The sequence below is a fragment of the Rhodococcus olei genome (assembly GCF_039540555.1).
Taxonomy (GTDB): domain Bacteria; phylum Actinomycetota; class Actinomycetes; order Mycobacteriales; family Mycobacteriaceae; genus Rhodococcus_G; species Rhodococcus_G olei.
The window spans coordinates 281,230-298,632 of record NZ_BAABFB010000066.1 but is presented as its reverse complement, the minus strand read 5'-3'; the positions used below and the strand labels follow the sequence as shown (position 1 = coordinate 298,632).

Here is a 17,403-nt window from a genome sequence, read left to right as displayed (position 1 = left end):
CACTATTCGAACGACGCGCGCCCGGCCGATCGCCGGGATCGTCCCCGTTACCCGCGGGTAACCGGACCGCGGCGGGACGCCGGATTCCGGTCGGACTACCCTGGTGAACCGTGACCTCACACTATGACGTCGTTGTCCTCGGTGCCGGTCCCGGTGGGTACGTCGCAGCCATCCGCGCGGCGCAGCTGGGTCTGAAAACCGCCATCATCGAAGAGAAGTACTGGGGCGGTGTCTGCCTGAACGTGGGCTGCATCCCGTCCAAGGCACTTCTCCGCAATGCCGAGCTTGCGCACATCTTCACGAAAGAGGCGAAGACCTTCGGCATCTCCGGGGAGGCGTCGTTCGACTACGGCGTGGCCTTCGATCGCAGCCGCCAGGTCGCGGACGGCCGGGTCAAGGGCGTCCACTTCCTGATGAAGAAGAACAAGATCGACGAGTTCGACGGCCGTGGCACGTTCACCGGCCCGAAGGCGATCTCGGTCGCGCTGACCAAGGGCGGCACCGAGACGGTCACGTTCGACAACGTCATCATCGCCACCGGCAGCACCACCAAGCTGCTGCCGGGCACCCAGCTCAGCGCCAACGTCGTCACCTACGAGGAGCAGATCCTCACCCGCGACCTCCCCGGTTCGATCCTGATCGTCGGTGCCGGCGCGATCGGCATGGAGTTCGGCTACGTCCTGAAGAACTACGGGGTCGACGTCACGATCGTCGAGTTCCTCGACCGCGCCCTGCCGAACGAGGACGCGGACGTCTCCAAGGAGATCGCCAAGCAGTACAAGAAGCTCGGCGTCACGATCAAGACCGGCGCCGCCGTCCAGACCATCGAGGACAACGGCAGCAAGGTCACGGTCGCGATCAAGGACAACAAGTCCGGCGCGGTCGAGACCGTCGTCGTAGACAAGGTGCTGCAGTCCGTCGGCTTCGCGCCGAACGTCACCGGATACGGCCTGGAGAACACCGGTGTCGCGCTCGACCGCGGTGCGATCGCGATCGACGAGCGGATGCGCACCAACGTGCCCGGCATCTACGCGATCGGTGACGTCACCGCCAAGCTGCAGCTCGCGCACGTCGCCGAGGCGCAGGCCGTGGTCGCGGCCGAGACCATCGGCGGCGCCGAGACCCTCGAACTCGGCGACTACCGGATGATGCCGCGGGCCACCTTCTGCCAGCCGCAGGTCGCGAGCTTCGGACTCACCGAGGAGCAGGCCAGGGCGGAGGGCTACGACGTCAAGGTCGCGACCTTCCCGTTCACCGCGAACGGCAAGGCGCACGGCCTCGCGGACCCGACCGGCTTCGTCAAGCTGATCGCGGACAAGACCCACGGCGAGCTCATCGGCGGCCACCTGATCGGCCCCGACGTCTCCGAGCTCCTGCCCGAGCTGACCCTCGCGCAGAAGTGGGACCTGACCGTCAACGAGCTGGCCCGCAACGTCCACACCCACCCGACCCTGTCGGAGGCGCTGCAGGAGGCCATCCACGGTCTCGCCGGCCACATGATCAACTTCTAGTCCCCGCCCGCGCGGCACCGCCGCGCCGGCGACACGAGGGCGCCCGACCACCAGGTCGGGCGCCCTCTGTCGTGTCCGGGTCGAATATTCCTGCGCGACTTTCCCGTTCGCCCACGCCGCCGAACTGCGCCGTGAGGGCTTGTTCACGTCGACGCAACGTGCGAAATCAACTGGTGACCGACAGTCATTCCGGCGCAACAAGATCCGCCTACTGTCTGCATCCATCGAACACCGCTCTGTATACGCCTCACGGATACAGGGTTCACCAGCTATTCGCCCGCTCGCACGTTCCTCGACCGAAAGGCCCGTACATGCGTAACCTCTCGAAGCGCTCGCTCGTCGCTCCGGCCGCCGTCGCCGCACTCGGCCTGGTGCTGACCGCGTGCGGGAGCAAGGCGTCCGACACCGCGTCCGGGGACTCGGCCGCTGCCTCCTGTGTCGACGCGTCGGGTGACACGATCAAGGTCGGTTCGCTCAACTCCCTCTCGGGCACGATGGCGATCTCCGAGGTCACCGTCCGCGACTCGATCGCCCTCGCGGTCGAGCAGATCAACAACGCCGGGGGAGTGCTCGGCAAGAAGATCCAGGTGATCGGCGAGGACGGTGCCTCGGAGCCGACGGTGTTCGCCGAGAAGGCCGAGAAGCTGATCAGCAGTGACTGTGTCGCAGCGGTTTTCGGTGGCTGGACGTCGTCGAGTCGCAAGGCGATGCTGCCGGTGTTCGAGGACCGGAACGCGCTGCTCTACTACCCGGTCCAGTACGAGGGCCTCGAGGACTCGAAGAACATCTTCTACACCGGCGCCACCACCAATCAGCAGATCATCCCGGCGCTGGACTACCTCAAGGAGAAGGGCGTCAGGTCGCTCTACCTGGTCGGCAGCGACTACGTCTTCCCGCAGACGGCCAATCGGATCATCAAGGCGTACGCCGCCGCCAACGGCATCGAGATCAAGGGTGAGGACTACACCCCGCTCGGCTCCACCGACTTCTCGACCATCGTCAACAAGGTCCGCGCCGCCGGCGCCGACGCCGTGTTCAACACGCTCAACGGCGACTCGAACGTCGCATTCTTCCGCGAGTACAAGAACGTCGGCCTGACGCCGCAGCAGATGCCGGTGGTCTCGGTGTCCATCGCGGAGGAGGAGGTCGGCGGCATCGGCGCGGCGAACGTCGAGGGCCAGCTGACCGCGTGGAACTACTACCAGACCGTCGACACCCCGGAGAACGCGACGTTCGTCGAGGCCTACAAGGCCAAGTACGGACAGAACAAGCCCACCTCCGACCCGATGGAGGCCGCGTACACGTCGGTGTACCTGTGGAAGAACACCGTCGAGAAGGCGAACTCGTTCGCGGTGCCGGACATTCAGGCCGCCGCCGACGGCGTCAGCTACGCGGCCCCCGAGGGCACGGTGACCATCGACGGCTCGAACCACCACGTCACCAAGACCGCGCGGATCGGCGAGATCCGCGGCGACGGCCTGATCTACACGATCTGGGATTCGGGTCACCCGATCGTCCCCGACCCGTACCTGACCACCTACCCGTGGGCCACGGGCATGGCCAAGCAGTAGCGACCGACCGAGACGACGAAGCCGACCAGAAAGGAGGCCACACGTGGATGTCGTGATCGGACAGCTCTTCACCGGGCTGAGCATCGGCTCGATCCTGCTGCTCGCCGCGCTCGGGCTGTCGCTGACGTTCGGCCAGATGGGCGTGATCAACATGGCCCACGGCGAGTTCATCATGGCCGGTAGCTACACGGCTTACGTGGTGCAGCAGGTGATGTCGAGCGCCACCGGATCGCTGTTCGTCTCCCTGCTGGTCGGCTTCGTCGTCGGTGGCACGATGGGTGCGTTGCTCGAGGTGACCCTCGTCAAGCGGATGTACCACCGGCCGCTGGACACGCTGCTGGTGACGTTCGGTGTCGGGCTGATCCTGCAGCAGCTGGCCCGGGACATCTTCGGTGCCCCGGCGGTGAACGTGGTTGCCCCGGCCTGGCTTTCGGGTGGTGTCGAGATTCTCGGCGCGGTGGTCCCCAAGACCCGGATCTTCATCATGCTGCTGGCCGTCGTCGCGGTGGCGGCACTGGCACTGGCACTGCAGCGGTCGCCGATGGGCCGCCGGATCCGGGCCGTCGTGCAGAACCGCGACCTCGCGGAGACCAGCGGGATCTCGTCGCGCCGCACCGACGTCACCACCTTCTTCGTCGGGTCGGGCCTGGCCGGTGTCGCCGGCGTCGCGCTGACCCTGATCGGGTCGACGAGTCCGACGGTCGGGCAGAGCTACCTGATCGACGCGTTCCTGGTGGTCGTGGTCGGTGGTCTCGGGCAGATGAAGGGCGCGGTGATCGCCGCGTTCGCCCTCGGGATCCTCAACTCGTTCATCGAGTACTCGACCACCGCGTCGATCGCGAAGGTCATCGTGTTCGTCGTCATCGTGGTCTTCCTTCAGGTCCGGCCGCAGGGCCTGTTCGCCGTCAAGACGAGGAGCCTCGTATGAGCGTCCTGACAAGTCCCAAGGCACGGGTGTGGGGCGGCTTCGCGCTCGCCGCGGTGCTGCTGTTCGGGGTGGCGCCCGCGGTCCTCAGCGACTTCCGTCTCGGCCTGCTCGGCAAGTTCCTGTGCTTCGCGATCGTCGCCGCCGGCATCGGACTGGCCTGGGGTCGCGGAGGCATGCTCACCCTCGGGCAGGGTGTCTTCTTCGGGATCGGCGCCTACGCGATGGCGATGCACCTCAAGGTCGCGGACGCACAGCTCAAGGGTCAGGACGTGCCGGACTTCATGCAGATCGCCGGCGCGACGGAGCTGCCCGGCTACTGGCGGCCGTTCGCGTCCCCGGCCGTCGCGATCGTCGCGATCCTGGTGTTGCCGGCGCTGGTGGCGTTCCTGCTCGGGATCGGGGTCTTCAAGCGTCGCGTCAAGGGCGCGTACTTCGCGATCCTGTCGCAGGCCCTCGCGGCGGCGTTCGCGATCCTGCTGGTCGGCCAGCAGACGATCGGCGGCAGCAACGGGCTCAACAGGTTCCGCACCTTCTTCGGCTTCACCCTGGCCGATCCGGCGAACAAGCGGATGCTGTTCTTCATCGCGGCGGCGGTGCTCCTGCTGTCGGTGGCGCTGATCCGGCAGCTGATGAACAGCCGCTACGGCGAACTGCTCGTCGCGGTCCGGGACCAGGAGGAGCGCGTCCGGTTCCTCGGCTACGACCCCGCCACCATCAAGCTCGTGGCCTACGTCGTCGCCGCGTTCCTCGCCGGCATCGCCGGTGCGCTGTTCGTGCCGATCGTCGGGATCATCTCGCCCGCCGACGTCGGGATCGTGCCGTCGCTGGCCTTCCTGATCGGCGTCGCGATCGGCGGCCGGGCGACGCTGCTCGGCCCGGTGCTCGGCGCCATCGGCGTCGCGTGGGCGCAGTCCGCGTTCTCCGAGTCGTTCCCGTCCGGCTGGATCTACGCGCAGGGCCTGCTGTTCGTCGTGGTCGTCGGGTTCTTCCCCGCCGGCATCGCCGGGCTGGTGACGCTGGTGCGTCGTCGTCGCTCGCCCTCCGCTGCCGCCGAACCCGGCGTAGCCGCCTCCGCTGCGGCGGACGTCCCCGAACCCGTGAAGGTGCCCTGATGGCCGAAACAGTTGTGAGCACAAAGGCTCCGGAAGCCGGCGGCAACGCCGGGATGTCGAGCGAGTACCTCGAGGTCCGCGATCTCACCGTCAGCTTCGACGGCTTCACCGCCGTCGACCGCGTGGACCTGACACTCCTGCAGGGGGACCTGCGATTCCTGATCGGCCCCAACGGCGCCGGGAAGACCACCCTGGTGGACGCGATCACCGGGTTGGTGCCCGCGACCGGCTCGGCCACGAAGTCCGGGGTGGAGCTGATCGGGAAGAAGGTGCACCACATCGCCCGTCTCGGGGTGGGGCGCACGTTCCAGACCGCGAGCGTCTTCGAGGAACTGAGCGTGCTGCAGAACCTCGACATCGCGGCCGGTGCCGGACGTTCCGCGTTGACCCTTCTGCGCCGCCGCACGTCGGTGCTGCCGCAGATCGAGGAGGCACTCGAGACGATCGGCCTGACCGCGCAACGCGACACCCCCGCCGGGATCCTCGCCCACGGGCAGAAGCAGTGGCTCGAGATCGGCATGCTGCTGGTGCAGAACGCGGACGTGCTGCTGCTCGACGAGCCGGTCGCAGGCATGAGTCTCGACGAGCGCGAGGAGACCGGAAACCTGCTGCGCCGCATCGGCGGTGAGCGCACCGTCGTGGTCGTCGAACACGACATGGACTTCATGCGGGCGTTCGCGACGTCGGTCACCGTGCTCGCGGCGGGGAAGGTGCTGTCCGAGGGCACGGTCGCGGAGGTGCAGGCCGATCCGCGGGTGCAGGAGGTCTACCTCGGCACCGCAGGCGCGGTCGACCACGATCGGAAGGAGGGCTGAGATGCTCGAACTCGTCGACATTCGCGCCGGGTACGGCCGCACCGAGGTCGTGCACGGGGTGTCGCTCGGGGTCCCCGACGGCGGTGTCGCGGCGGTGATGGGCCACAACGGCGCCGGCAAGACCACGCTGTTGCGGGCCGCGGTCGGGCTGATCCCCGTCACCTCGGGACGGATCCTGCTCGGTGGAGAGGACATCACCGGGCTGCGGCCCAGCGCCCGCGTCGCCCGCGGGCTGGCCTACGTGCCGCAGGGGCAGCAGTCCTTCGGGCAGCTGACCACCGCGGAGAACCTGCAGGTCGTCGCCGACGGCCGCAAGCGCGGCAGGGCGCTGATCGCCGAGGCACTGGACCTGTTCCCGGCGCTGACCGGACTGCTCGACCGCCGCGCCGGCCTGCTGTCCGGTGGCCAGCGTCAGCAGTTGGCGATCGCCCGCGCTCTGATCACGCAGCCGACGGTGCTGATCCTCGACGAACCGACCGAAGGCATCCAGCCGAACGTCGTCGCCGAGATCGAGAGCACCATCGTCGATCTCACCCGTCGTGGCGACCTCGGTGTCCTGCTCGTCGAGCAGCACATCGGGTTCGCGTTGCAGGCCGCCGAGAACTACAGCGTCCTGGCGGCCGGGCACGTCACCGCCACCGGGACCGGCGGCGCCGACTCGGCCGCCGCGGTCCGTGCCGCGATGGCCATCTGACCATGACGGCCAGGGCTCGGGGCGACCGCGGCGTCACCGTCAGGAACACCGGCGGCCCGCTGCGCGATCAGGTGTACCTCTCACTCCGCAACGACCTGATGAGTGGCCGGATCGGGCCGGGTGAGCGCCTCGGCGAGGAACGGCTCGCCGAGATGTACGGGGTCTCCCGGACCCCGGTCCGCGAGGCCCTCGCGCGCCTGCAGGCCGACGGACTGGTCGAGCGTGACGAGCACGGTCTGTACCCGTACCGGCCGCGGCTCGACGAGCTCGCGGGACTCTACGAGCTTCGGATCACCCTGGAGATCCGGGGGATTCGACGGATCCTCGACGGCAGCGGGGAGTGCCACGACCCCGCCGTCCTCGGGCCCGAACTCGAACGCTGGTACGGGCTGCGCGCGGACGTCCCGGCCCCGGACGCCGGCTTCGTGGCGTTGGACGAACGGTTCCACACCGCTCTGCTCGCGTCGTCCGGGAACCGGGCGCTGGTGGACGCGCTGGCCGGCGTCAACGCCAAGGTGCGTCCGGTGCGGATGTTCGACTACCTGACGCCGGACCGGATGCGCGCGACCGTCGACGAGCACATCGCGGTCGCGGAGCTCGTCCTCGACGGTCACCTGCAGCGGGCGCACGACACGCTGCTCACCCACATCGACGAATCCCGCGCGGTCGTGATCGAACGCGCCCAACAGGCACTCGCGCTGGCGCGCATGGCCAACGCGGTCCGTGACTGACCCGACCTCCCGCCACCGAAAGGCAGCGACATGACCCCACTCTCGTTCGACACCCTCCTCGTCGCCAACCGCGGTGAGATCGCCTGTCGCATCATGCGATCCGCACACATCCTGGGTCTGAAGACGGTGGCGGTGTACTCGGACGCGGACGCGGCGGCAGCGCACGTCGAGATGGCGGACCTCGCGGTGCGGCTCGGTCCGGCGCCCGCGGCGCAGTCCTACCTGCGTGCGGACGCGGTGATCGAGGCGGCACTCGCGACCGGGGCGGGCGCGATTCATCCCGGCTACGGATTCCTGTCCGAGAACGACACGTTCGCCGCTGCCACCGAGGCCGCCGGGATCGCGTTCGTCGGCCCGACGCCGGCGCAGTTGCGGGTCTTCGGCAGCAAGCACGCGGCGCGGGAGGCGGCACGCGCGGTCGGCGTCCCCCTGGTCGCGGGCAGCGGGCTGCTCGACACCGTCGACGACGCCGTCGCCGCGGCCGCGGAGGTCGGCTACCCGGTGATGCTCAAAGCCGTCGGGGGCGGCGGCGGCATCGGCATGCAGGCCTGCGTCGACGAGGCCGCGTTGCGCGACGCCTACGGCCGGGTGCAGCGGCTGGCGGCCGCGAACTTCTCGTCGTCGGGTGTGTTCCTGGAGCGGTTCGTGGCCCGCGCCCGGCACGTCGAGGTGCAGGTGTTCGGTGACGGCGCCGGCCGCACCGTCAGCCTGGGCACCCGGGACTGCTCGCTGCAACGCCGACACCAGAAGGTGGTCGAGGAGGCGCCCGCCCCGGGGTTGCCGGACGAACTGGTCGACCGACTGCTCGCGTCGTCGCGGGCGCTCGCGTCCTCGGTCGGGTACCGGTCCGCGGGCACCGTCGAGTTCGTGTACGACGTCGACCGCGGCGAGGCGTCGTTCCTGGAGATGAACACCCGGCTCCAGGTCGAGCACCCCGTCACCGAGGAGGTGACCGGCGTCGACCTCGTCGGCTGGATGCTGCGCCTCGCCGGCGGGGACACCTCGATGCTCGACGACCTGCCCGACACCGGCCCCGCGATCCGCGGGCACGCGGTGGAGGCCCGGGTGTACGCGGAGGATCCCGGCCGCGACCACCGCCCGTCCGCCGGTCTGCTCACCAGCGTCGAGTTCCCCGCCCACACCCGGGTGGAGACCTGGGTGGACACCGGCACCGTCGTCAGTGAGCACTACGACCCGATGATCGCGAAGGTGGTCACCTCGGCCACCACCCGGAGCGGAGCGTTCGCGGCCCTCGGCGGCGCCCTCGACGACACCGCCGTGTACGGCATCGCGACGAATCTCGCCCAGCTGCGTCAGATCTCGTCCCTGCCCGAGGTTCTCGCGGTCGAACACACCACCGGCACCCTGGCCGGGCTGCGGGCCCGCGAAGCGCGGATCGACGTGCTCCGGCCCGGGACGATGACGACGCTGCAGGACCACCCCGGACGGCTCGGACACTGGGAGGTCGGGATCCCGCCGTCCGGCCCGATGGACGACCTGTCGTTCACCCTCGTCAACTCGGCGGTCGGCAATCCCGCGGACGCGGTGGGCCTCGAATGCACCCTGCAGGGACCGCGACTCGAGTTCGCGGCGCCGACGCTGGTGTGCGTCGGCGGCGCCGCGGCACCGGTGACCGTGGACGGCGTGCCGGTCCCGATGTGGGAGCCGGTCACCGTCCCGGCCGGCGGGGTGCTCGACATCGGCGCCCCCACCGGCGAGGGCCTGCGCACCTACCTCGCGGTCCGCGGCGGCATCGACGCCCCGAGATACCTCGGCAGCGCGTCGACGTTCACGCTCGGCGGATTCGGCGGGCTCACCGGTCGGGCCGTGGCCACCGGCGACGTGTTCGCGATCGCCGGCGGCGACCTCACCGCACCGGCGCCTGTCCCGGCGGCCGAGCGGCCGGTGTTCGCGCGGACCTGGCACCTGGCGGTCACCGAGGGGCCGCAGCCGTCCCCGTCGTACTTCACTTCCGCGGACATGGCCCAGTTCTACGACACCACCTGGACGGCGGCCGCGCACGCCAACCGGACCGGAATCCGGCTGGACGGCCCGAAACCGACCTGGGCGCGCACCGACGGCGGGGAGGCAGGGCTGCACCCGTCGAACCTGCACGACAACCCCTACAGCGTCGGTTCGCTGAACGTGTCCGGGGACACCCCGATCCTGCTCGGCCCGGACGGACCCAGCCTCGGCGGATTCGCCTGCCCGTTGACCGTCACCAGCGCGCACCGGTGGAAGCTCGGCCAGATCCGACCCGGCGACGGGGTCCGGTTCGTGCCCGTCACCGACGCCGGCGCCGGAATGCTGCGGGAGGCGAACTCGGTTCGGGCGGCGCTGCTGCCGCCGTCCGCGGCGCACGCCACGAGTTCCGACGGCGGCGTGCTCGCCCGCCGCGTCCCGGTGCTCGGCCGGCCCGAGGTGGCGTACCTGCGCGGCGGGGACGACAACATCCTCGTCGAGTACGGCGCGATGGAACTCGACCTCGGCCTGCGGATGCGGGTGCACGCACTGTCGGAGGCGCTCGTCGCGCGCCGGCTGGCGGGCCTGATCGACGTCACCCCCGGCGTGCGGTCGCTGCACCTGCACTTCGACCCGGACACCCTGCCCGCCCCCATGCTCCTCGACGTCCTCCAGGACGTCGAGGAGCTGCTGCCTGCGACCGCCGACCTCACCGTGCCCAGCCGCACGATCCGGCTTCCCCTCTCGTTCGACGACCCCTCGATCGCCGAGGCGATCGACCGGTACCGCACCGGGGTCCGTGACACCGCGCCGTGGCTGCCCTCGAACGTCGAGTTCATTCGCCGGATCAACGGGCTCGACTCGGTGGACCAGGTGCGCGACGCGGTCTTCGACGCCGAGTACCTGGTCCTCGGGCTCGGCGACGTGTATCTCGGTGCCCCACTGGCGGTTCCACTGGATCCGCGGCACCGTCTCGTCACCACGAAATACAATCCGGCGCGCACGTGGACGCCGTCCGACGCGGTCGGGATCGGCGGAAAGTACCTGTGCGTCTACGGAATGGAGTCGCCCGGCGGCTACCAGCTGATCGGCCGCACCGTCCCGATCTGGTCCGGTCACCGGCAGCGGGGCCCCTTCGAGGACGGCAGGCCGTGGCTGTTCCGGTTCTTCGACCGGATCGTCTGGGAGCCGGTCACCCCGGAGCAGTTGACCGAGTACCGCGACCAGGCCCGGGCCGGACGCTTCGACGCCGAGATCACCCATGGCACCTTCGCGCTCGCCGACCACCTCCGCTTCCTCGCGGACAACGCCACGTCGATCGCCGAGTTCAACGCCCGGCAGTCGCGTGCGTTCGACGCCGAGAAGCAGGCCTGGCACGCGGCGGGCGAGTTCGACCGCGTCGAGGTCACCCCCGTCCCGCCGCCGGCGCCCGATCCGGTGGTGCTGCCGCCCGGCGCGGTCGCGGTCGAGGCGCCGATGGTCGGAACCGTCTGGCGGGTCGAGGTCGAGCCCGGCCACGTGGTCGAGGCCGGGCAGGACGCGGTGGTGCTCGAGGCGATGAAACTCGAGATGCCGGTTTCCTTCTCGAGTGCCGGACGGGTGCTCGAGGTCCTCGTCGAACCGGGTGCGACCGTGCAACCCGGGACTCCGCTCGTGGTGATTGGAGCAGTGTGAACATGAACGCAGTCGGCAACGTCGCCGTGCTGGACGGGGCGGCCACGCCCACCGACCGGGTGGCGCGGGCCTTCCGGCGCATCGCCGAGGTGGACCGGCCGGAGGTGTGGATCACGTTGCGCAGCGAGGCCGACGTGCTCGCCGACGCCCGTGCTGTCGAGGACCGGGTCGCTGCGGGGGAGACCCTGCCGCTGGCCGGGCTGCTGGTGGCGGTCAAGGACAACGTCGACGTCGTGGGCCTGCCCACCACCGCGGCGTGTCCTGAATTCGGCTACACCGCAGCCGAAACCGCGAGCGGGGTGGCCCGGCTCGTCGAACAGGGTGCGCTGATCCTCGGCAAGACCAACCTCGACCAGTTCGCGACCGGACTGGTCGGCACCCGCAGCCCCTACGGTGCGGTGCGGTGCGCCTGGGATCCCTCCCGGATCTCCGGCGGGTCGAGCTCCGGATCCGCGGTCGCGGTCGCGTTCGGCATCGCCGACATCGGCATCGGCACCGACACCGCCGGATCGGGCCGGGTGCCCGCCGCCCTGCACGGGATCGTCGGGCTCAAACTCTCGCTCGGCGTCGTCCCCACCCACGGGGTGGTACCCGCCTGCGTCGACTACGACTGCCTCACCGTCTTCGCCGCCGACCTCGACGGCGCGGTCGCGGCGGCGCGGGTGATGACCGGACCGGAGCCCCGCGACCCGCGCAGCCGGATCTGGCCGCCGGACGTGCGGATGGCCGCGCAGGCCGCGCCGGTCGTCGCGGTGCCGCGCATCGAGGACCTCGCCGACCTGTGCCCGGAGTACCTCGCCGCGTTCTCCGACACGGTCGCCGCGCTGGAGGCCACCGGGGTGGTGACCCGGTCGGTGGACGTGTCCGGGCTGCTGGCCGCCGCGCGGCTGCTCTACGACGGTGCGGTCGTGGCCGAGCGATACGCGGCGGTCGGGAAGTTCCTCGAAACCTCGCCCGCCGGGGCCGATCCGACGGTCGCGGCGATCGTCGCGGGTGCGAAGGCGCCCGCCGCCCACGAGCTGGTCGCGGACCTGGACGCGCTGACGCGGGCGAAGGCCGGCGCGGCGGCGGTGCTCGCGGGGTGCGACGCGCTGCTGCTGCCCACCACCACCGAGCACCCGACCATCGACGCCGTGGCGGCCGACCCGGTCGGGATCAACCGGCGGATGGGCACCTACACGAACTTCTGCAACCTGCTCGACATGGCCGCGGTCGCGGTACCGGGATCGGTTACCGCGCAGGGTGATCCGTTCGGCGTGATGTTCGTGGTGCCGGCATTCGCGGACCAGGTCGCGGTGGACCTCGCCGCGCGGCTGCGGGGTGTCGACGCACCCGCGCTCGTCGACGACGGCGCGGAGCTCGCCGTCTTCGGCGCCCACCTGCGGGGGCAGCCGCTGCACTTCCAGCTCGAGGAGATCGGCGCGCGGTTCACCGGCACCGTCACCACCACCGACGCCTACCGCCTGTATGCGCTCGACACCGTTCCGCCGAAACCGGGCCTGGTGCGACGCGGCCCGGGCCTGGGTGGGCCGGTCGTGGGGGAGGTGTTCCGCGTCCCGCCCGCCGGGCTCGGCAGATTCCTCGCCGCGCTGCCCGCGCCGATGGCGCTCACCAGTGTCGAGTTGTCGGACGGTCGGAGCGTCGTCGGCTTCGGCTGCACCCACGACGCCGTCGACGGCGCCACCGACATCACCGACCACGGCGGGTGGGTGGCGTACCTGCGGTCGTAGAGTCAGCGCCGGTCTCGCGCGGGTGTGCACCTGTCGTCGCGGAACTCGGGCCGGTGCGACGGCAGGTGCACACTCAGCGGAACGTGTCGCGTTCGATGCGCAGGGTGCCGATGGTGGTGGCGAGCATGTCGTACTGGCCGACCAGCAGGACGAACTCGATCATTCGCCGTTCACCGAGGTGGGCGGCCAGCGCCGACCAGGTCCCGTCGCTCAGATCCTTGGTGGTGATCAGCTCGTCGACGGCGGCGAGCAGAGCACGGTGGCGCGGACCCCACCCGTCGGCGTCGGGGCCGATCAGGACCCGGGCGAGGATCTCCGCGGTGACGCCCGCGCGGCGGCCGAGCCGGATGTGGTGGTCCGTCTCGTAGTCGCAGCCACGCAGGTGCGCGACGCGCAGGATCACCAGTTCGGTCTCGTGCCGGGAGATCCGGCCGCCCGGCATCAGGCCCGCGCCGAAATGCAGCCAGCCCCGGAATGTTCCGCCGGCACGACCGAGGGTGCTGAACAGGTGGGCGTCGCGGGTACCCGACGCGATCGACAGCACCCGCCACAGCGCCCAGTTGACCGGGCCGAGTTGACGCAGCCGGCCCGGCGCGATCCGCGCGGTCATCAGGTGCGGTCCGGGAGCTGCGGCAGGCGGGTGGTGAATCGGGTGCGCTCGGTGCGGGCGATCGCCAGTGCCGCCGCCATCTTCGGCTGCGGCCGCAGGTCGATCACCCGTTGCGCGGGCACTCTCAGGTGCACCAGCCCGCCGACCCAGCTCGGAGCGTAGATCCTTCTGCGCCGCAACGCGATTCCTTTCTCCAGCGCCGCCACTGCGGTCTCCAGTGGGGAGATCGCGGTGAACATGCCCGACCATTTGATCTTGTCGGCGGCGGCGCTGTCGAACCCGATGCTGATCATCTCGGTGTCGATCTCGCCGAGGTACGCGACCCCGACGCGGGTGCCGAGATGTCGCATCTCGACGCGCATCGTGTTGCCGAGAGCCTCGGCCGCGGCGGCCGCCGCGTTGTACGCGCCGAGCAGCGGCAGGTGCACGGCGGCCGCGCCCGCGGTCACGATCAGCGCGTAGCCGCCGGCGTGCCCCAGGTGCTCGCCCGCCGCACGCAGCGTGTGATAGGTCCCCATCAGGTTGACCGCGACCGTCTGCCGCATCACCTCGGGGTCGCCGCCGAGGATCGGCAACTGTGCGCCGACACCGGCGTTGGCGACCACGACGTCGAGGCCGCCGAGTTCGGCGACCAGTTCGGCGACCGCCGCCTCGACCGCGTCGCCGTCGCGGACGTCGCAGTGCCGCCAGGGCGCGTGCCCGCAGGCGACGGCAACCTGGTCGAGCAGTTCCGGTTCGAGCCCGAGCAGCGCGACGCGGGCGCCGCGTCGATGCAGCCGCCGGGCCAGCGCGGCGCCGATGCTGCGGGCGGCGCCGGTCACGATGACCCGGCGTCCGGCCAGCTGCTCGTCCAGACCGCGTGTCATGGCGTCCCTCCGGCGTCGTGGTCGGGTGGTTCTTACCGCCCGGTAGGCAAACTAGCACCTGACCTGGGGAATCCGGCGTACATTCGCGCCGCCGCCGCGATGCGTGGTTCCGGTGGTTCCCGCCCCGGCGGCGGCGACAGGCTCCTACTCTTCAGGTATGGGCATCACTCGCCGGGTGGCGGTGACGGTCTCGACGCTGCTGCTGTGCGTGGGGACGTCCGTCGGCGCGTCGGCGGATCCGATCTCCGTCCTGATCGCGCCGCCGCACGACCCGGACCTCGTGGCGGCGACTCCGCTCGGCGACCCCTGGTACGACCCGCCCGCCGGGTTCGAGTCGACGCCGCCGGGGACCGTGCTGGCCGCCCGGCCGTTGACCGTGCGCCCGCTCCTCACGCCCGTCGTCTCGACCGAGGTGCTGGTGCGGTCCACCGACACCCAGGGCCGCCCGGTGCCGGTGGTCGCGACGGTCATCGTGCCTGCCGCGCCGTGGACCGGACCCGGGCCGCGGCCGGTCGTCGACTACAACATGGCGATCGACTCGCTCGGCAACACCTGTGCGCCGTCCTACCAGATGCCTCGCGGGCAGTCGCTGGAAGTCGTTGCAGTGCAGTATTTCCTGGCCCGGAACTACGCCGTGGTGGTGCCCGACCACGAGGGCCCGCGGCAGGCGTACGCGGCAGGCAGAATGGCCGGGCACGCGGTGCTCGACGCGCTGCGCGCCGCGGTCGGGACCCCGGCGCTCGGGCTGACTCCGGGTGCGCCGATCGCGATGACCGGCTACTCCGGCGGTGCGATCGCCACCGGGTGGGCGGCGCAGCTGGCCCCGTCGTACGCACCGGAACTGAACGTCGTCGGCGCCGCGATGGGCGGCACACCCGCCGATTACCGGCTGCTGCTCGACTCGCTCGACGGCAAGAACCTGGCATCGGGGGTGCTACTCGCGGCGACGCTCGGGCTGGCCCGGGAGTACCCGGAGCTGTACCCGTTGTTCAACGACGACGCCTGGCGGCTCGGGTATCTCGCCCGGGACCTGTGCCTGCCCGGCTTCGCGATCCCCGGGGCGGTGCTGCCGATCCGCGCCGAGCAGCTCTCCGACGTGCCCGACGTTCTGGACACGCCCGCCGCGCGGGCCGTCCTCGCCGACACCCGTCTCGGTGGGCTGGCGCCGACGGCGCCGATCCTGCTCTACCACGGTCTCCATGAGTTCTGGATCACCCGCGCGAACGCCGAACACCTGCAGAGCGACTGGTGCGCCCGTGGTGCCGACGTCCGCCTCGTGGAGCTGCCGGGCGAGCACCAGATCGTCGCGCTCTCCGGGATACCGCCGGCGTACCACTGGATCGACGCGCGGCTCGCCGGGACGCCGGTCGAACCGGGCTGCGCGAACGTCCGGTGAGCAATCAGCTCTCGGCGATCAGGTACGGCGACACGGAACTGCGGTGCTCGTTGATGTCGAGTTGCTTGCCGAGCGGCGGGAACGCGCGCTGCGGGCAGTTGATCCGTTCGCACACCCGGCAGCCCGCGCCGATCGGGGTTGCGGCGGCGTCGGATTCGAGGTTCAGCCCGTCCGCGTACACGGTGCGGTGTGCGTGCCGCAGCTCGCAGCCCAGACCGATCGCGAACGTCTTGCCCGGCTGCCCGTAGCGTGACGCGCGACGTTCGACGGTGCGCGCGACCCACAGATAGTTGCGCCCGTCGGGCATCTGTGCGATCTGGGTGATGATCTTGCCGGGGTACGCGAACGTCTCGTAGACGTTCCACAGCGGGCAGGTGCCACCGCTCGACGAGAAGTGGAACCCGGTGGCGGACTGGCGTTTCGACATGTTCCCGGCCCGGTCGACCCGGACGAACGACCACGGGACCCCGCGCAGCTTCGGGCGCTGCAGCGTCGAGAGCCGGTGGCAGATCGTCTCGTACGACTGCGAGAAGAACGCCGAGAGACGCTCGATGTCGTAGCGGAAGTCCTCGGCGATCTCGTGGAACTGGCCGTACGGCAGCACCGTCGCGGCCGCGAAGTAGTTGGCGAGGCCGAGGCGGGCGAGCGATCGGGACTCGTCGGAGGTGAAGTTGCCCTCGGCGACGAGCTTGTCGATCAGGTCGCCGAACTCGAGGTAGGCCAGTTCGGCGGCGAACTTGAACACCTTCTGTCCACCGGACAGGTGCGGGGAGATCTCCAGCACCCGGGCGTCGGGGTCGTAGCGGTGCAGGACGCCCTCGCCGAGGTCGATGCGCTGCACGATCTGCACGTCGTGGAGCGACTGCAGCCGCCTGGCGATCTCGCCGGCCACGTCGCCGCGGTGGAACCGCATCCGCGCGGTGAGATCCTCTGCGGCGGTGTCGAGTTCGTGGAGGTAGTTCTGCCGCTGGTAGAAGTAGTCCCGCACCTCTTCGTGCGGCATCGTGATCGACCCGGAGCCGCTGCCGTCGCTGTAGCGGTCCTCGGTGGCGGCGGCCAGCTGCGCCGTGGTGTTGCGGTACCGGCGGTGCATGTTCACCACCGCCCGCGCCAGCGACGGGTGCGCCGACACCATCTCGGCCAGCTCCTGCGGGTCCGCGTCGATGCCCATCTCCTGGTCGAGCGCGACCTCGCGGAGCTCGGCGATCAGGCGGGTGTCGTCCTGGGAGGAGAAGAACGTGGTGTCGACACCGAACACCTCGGTGATCCGCAGCAGCACCGGCACCGTCAGCGGGCGCACGTCGTGTTCGATCTGGTTGAGGTAGCTCGCCGAGATCTCGAGGGTCTGGGCCAGGGCGGCCTGACTCATGCCGCGTTCGGTGCGAAGCTGGCGGAGGCGTGCGCCCACGAAGGTCTTGGCCATCACCCGAGGTTAGAACCGCCCGGAAATCTTCGCAACCGTGTGTTAGCACAATTAGCTCCCGGCTCCGCAGGGGTCCGTCCGGCCAAGCAAGAGCGGGTGGTGGGACCTGCCTTCGGCGGCGCCGATGACGCCAGGTTTCGACGTTGCGGCCCGCCCCGACAGTTCGAGAGACACCGCCGGAAGGCATGTCGAATCCGGTCAGGTGTTCCACCTGACCATCCGCCGCCGCATGTGCGAATACTGCAAGTGTTCGGTTCCGCGAACCAGGGGTTCCTCGTTCTTCGTTTCTCGCTCGTGCGGTGGCGCCTGTGCAGCGGCGGGCGGGTGGTCTCGCGACCGTCGCGCGAGGTGTGTCGACCCTTGCGGGTTCCTGCTCAGGT

13 protein-coding genes are annotated in these 17,403 nt (G+C 70.4%); 10 read left to right on the top strand and 3 right to left on the bottom strand.

What is annotated here, in order from left to right:
• Positions 1–110: 110 nt before the first annotated feature.
• The 9 genes from lpdA to atzF all read left to right on the top strand — a co-directional run bounded on the left by lpdA (position 111) and on the right by atzF (position 12,728).
• Positions 111–1,511, top strand: coding sequence for a dihydrolipoyl dehydrogenase (gene lpdA, locus ABD951_RS22415; protein WP_345350426.1), 1,401 nt, complete (start codon positions 111–113; stop codon positions 1,509–1,511).
• Positions 1,512–1,822: 311 nt separating this feature from the next.
• Positions 1,823–3,082: an urea ABC transporter substrate-binding protein gene (urtA, locus tag ABD951_RS22410; protein ID WP_345350423.1), complete on the top strand. Its 1,260-nt coding sequence runs from the start codon at positions 1,823–1,825 to the stop codon at positions 3,080–3,082.
• 43 nt (positions 3,083–3,125) lie between these two features.
• Positions 3,126–4,010 (top strand): urea ABC transporter permease subunit UrtB, encoded by an 885-nt coding sequence (urtB, locus tag ABD951_RS22405; RefSeq protein WP_345350420.1) that lies wholly within the window; start codon positions 3,126–3,128, stop codon positions 4,008–4,010.
• Positions 4,007–5,122 (top strand): urea ABC transporter permease subunit UrtC, encoded by a 1,116-nt coding sequence (urtC, locus tag ABD951_RS22400; RefSeq protein WP_345350417.1) that lies wholly within the window; start codon positions 4,007–4,009, stop codon positions 5,120–5,122. Before urtB ends, urtC begins: the two co-directional genes overlap by 4 nt.
• Positions 5,122–5,937, top strand: a complete 816-nt coding sequence (urtD, locus tag ABD951_RS22395; protein WP_345350414.1) for an urea ABC transporter ATP-binding protein UrtD — start codon at positions 5,122–5,124, stop codon at positions 5,935–5,937. Before urtC ends, urtD begins: the two co-directional genes overlap by 1 nt.
• Position 5,938: 1 nt before the next feature.
• Positions 5,939–6,631 carry an urea ABC transporter ATP-binding subunit UrtE gene (gene urtE / locus ABD951_RS22390; protein WP_345350411.1) on the top strand — a complete coding sequence of 231 codons (693 nt, stop codon included), beginning with the start codon at positions 5,939–5,941 and terminating at the stop codon, positions 6,629–6,631.
• A gap of 2 nt (positions 6,632–6,633) precedes the next feature.
• Positions 6,634–7,362: a GntR family transcriptional regulator gene (locus tag ABD951_RS22385; RefSeq protein WP_345350408.1), complete on the top strand. Its 729-nt coding sequence runs from the start codon at positions 6,634–6,636 to the stop codon at positions 7,360–7,362.
• Between the two features lie 30 nt (positions 7,363–7,392).
• Entirely contained in the window at positions 7,393–10,998 is a 3,606-nt protein-coding gene (uca, locus tag ABD951_RS22380) for an urea carboxylase (protein WP_345350405.1), read from the top strand.
• A gap of 2 nt (positions 10,999–11,000) precedes the next feature.
• On the top strand, positions 11,001–12,728 hold the full coding sequence (gene atzF, locus ABD951_RS22375) for an allophanate hydrolase (protein ID WP_345350402.1): 1,728 nt from the start codon (positions 11,001–11,003) through the stop codon (positions 12,726–12,728).
• Between the two features lie 73 nt (positions 12,729–12,801).
• Here atzF and ABD951_RS22370 read toward each other — a convergent pair whose 3' ends face one another.
• On the bottom strand, positions 12,802–13,338 hold the full coding sequence (locus ABD951_RS22370) for a carboxymuconolactone decarboxylase family protein (protein WP_345350399.1): 537 nt from the start codon (positions 13,336–13,338) through the stop codon (positions 12,802–12,804).
• A complete protein-coding gene (locus tag ABD951_RS22365) occupies positions 13,338–14,204 on the bottom strand; it encodes an SDR family NAD(P)-dependent oxidoreductase (protein ID WP_345350396.1) in 867 nt (288 codons plus the stop codon). The genes ABD951_RS22370 and ABD951_RS22365 overlap by 1 nt, the downstream gene beginning before the upstream one ends.
• Positions 14,205–14,361: 157 nt before the next feature.
• Here ABD951_RS22365 and ABD951_RS22360 point away from each other — a divergent pair, with 157 nt between their 5' ends.
• A complete protein-coding gene (locus tag ABD951_RS22360) occupies positions 14,362–15,600 on the top strand; it encodes a lipase family protein (RefSeq protein ID WP_345350393.1) in 1,239 nt (412 codons plus the stop codon).
• A gap of 4 nt (positions 15,601–15,604) precedes the next feature.
• On the opposite strand, the gene ramB is transcribed toward ABD951_RS22360, so the two are convergent.
• Positions 15,605–17,023 carry an acetate metabolism transcriptional regulator RamB gene (gene ramB, locus ABD951_RS22355; protein WP_345350390.1) on the bottom strand — a complete coding sequence of 473 codons (1,419 nt, stop codon included), beginning with the start codon at positions 17,021–17,023 and terminating at the stop codon, positions 15,605–15,607.
• Positions 17,024–17,403 lie beyond the last annotated feature (380 nt).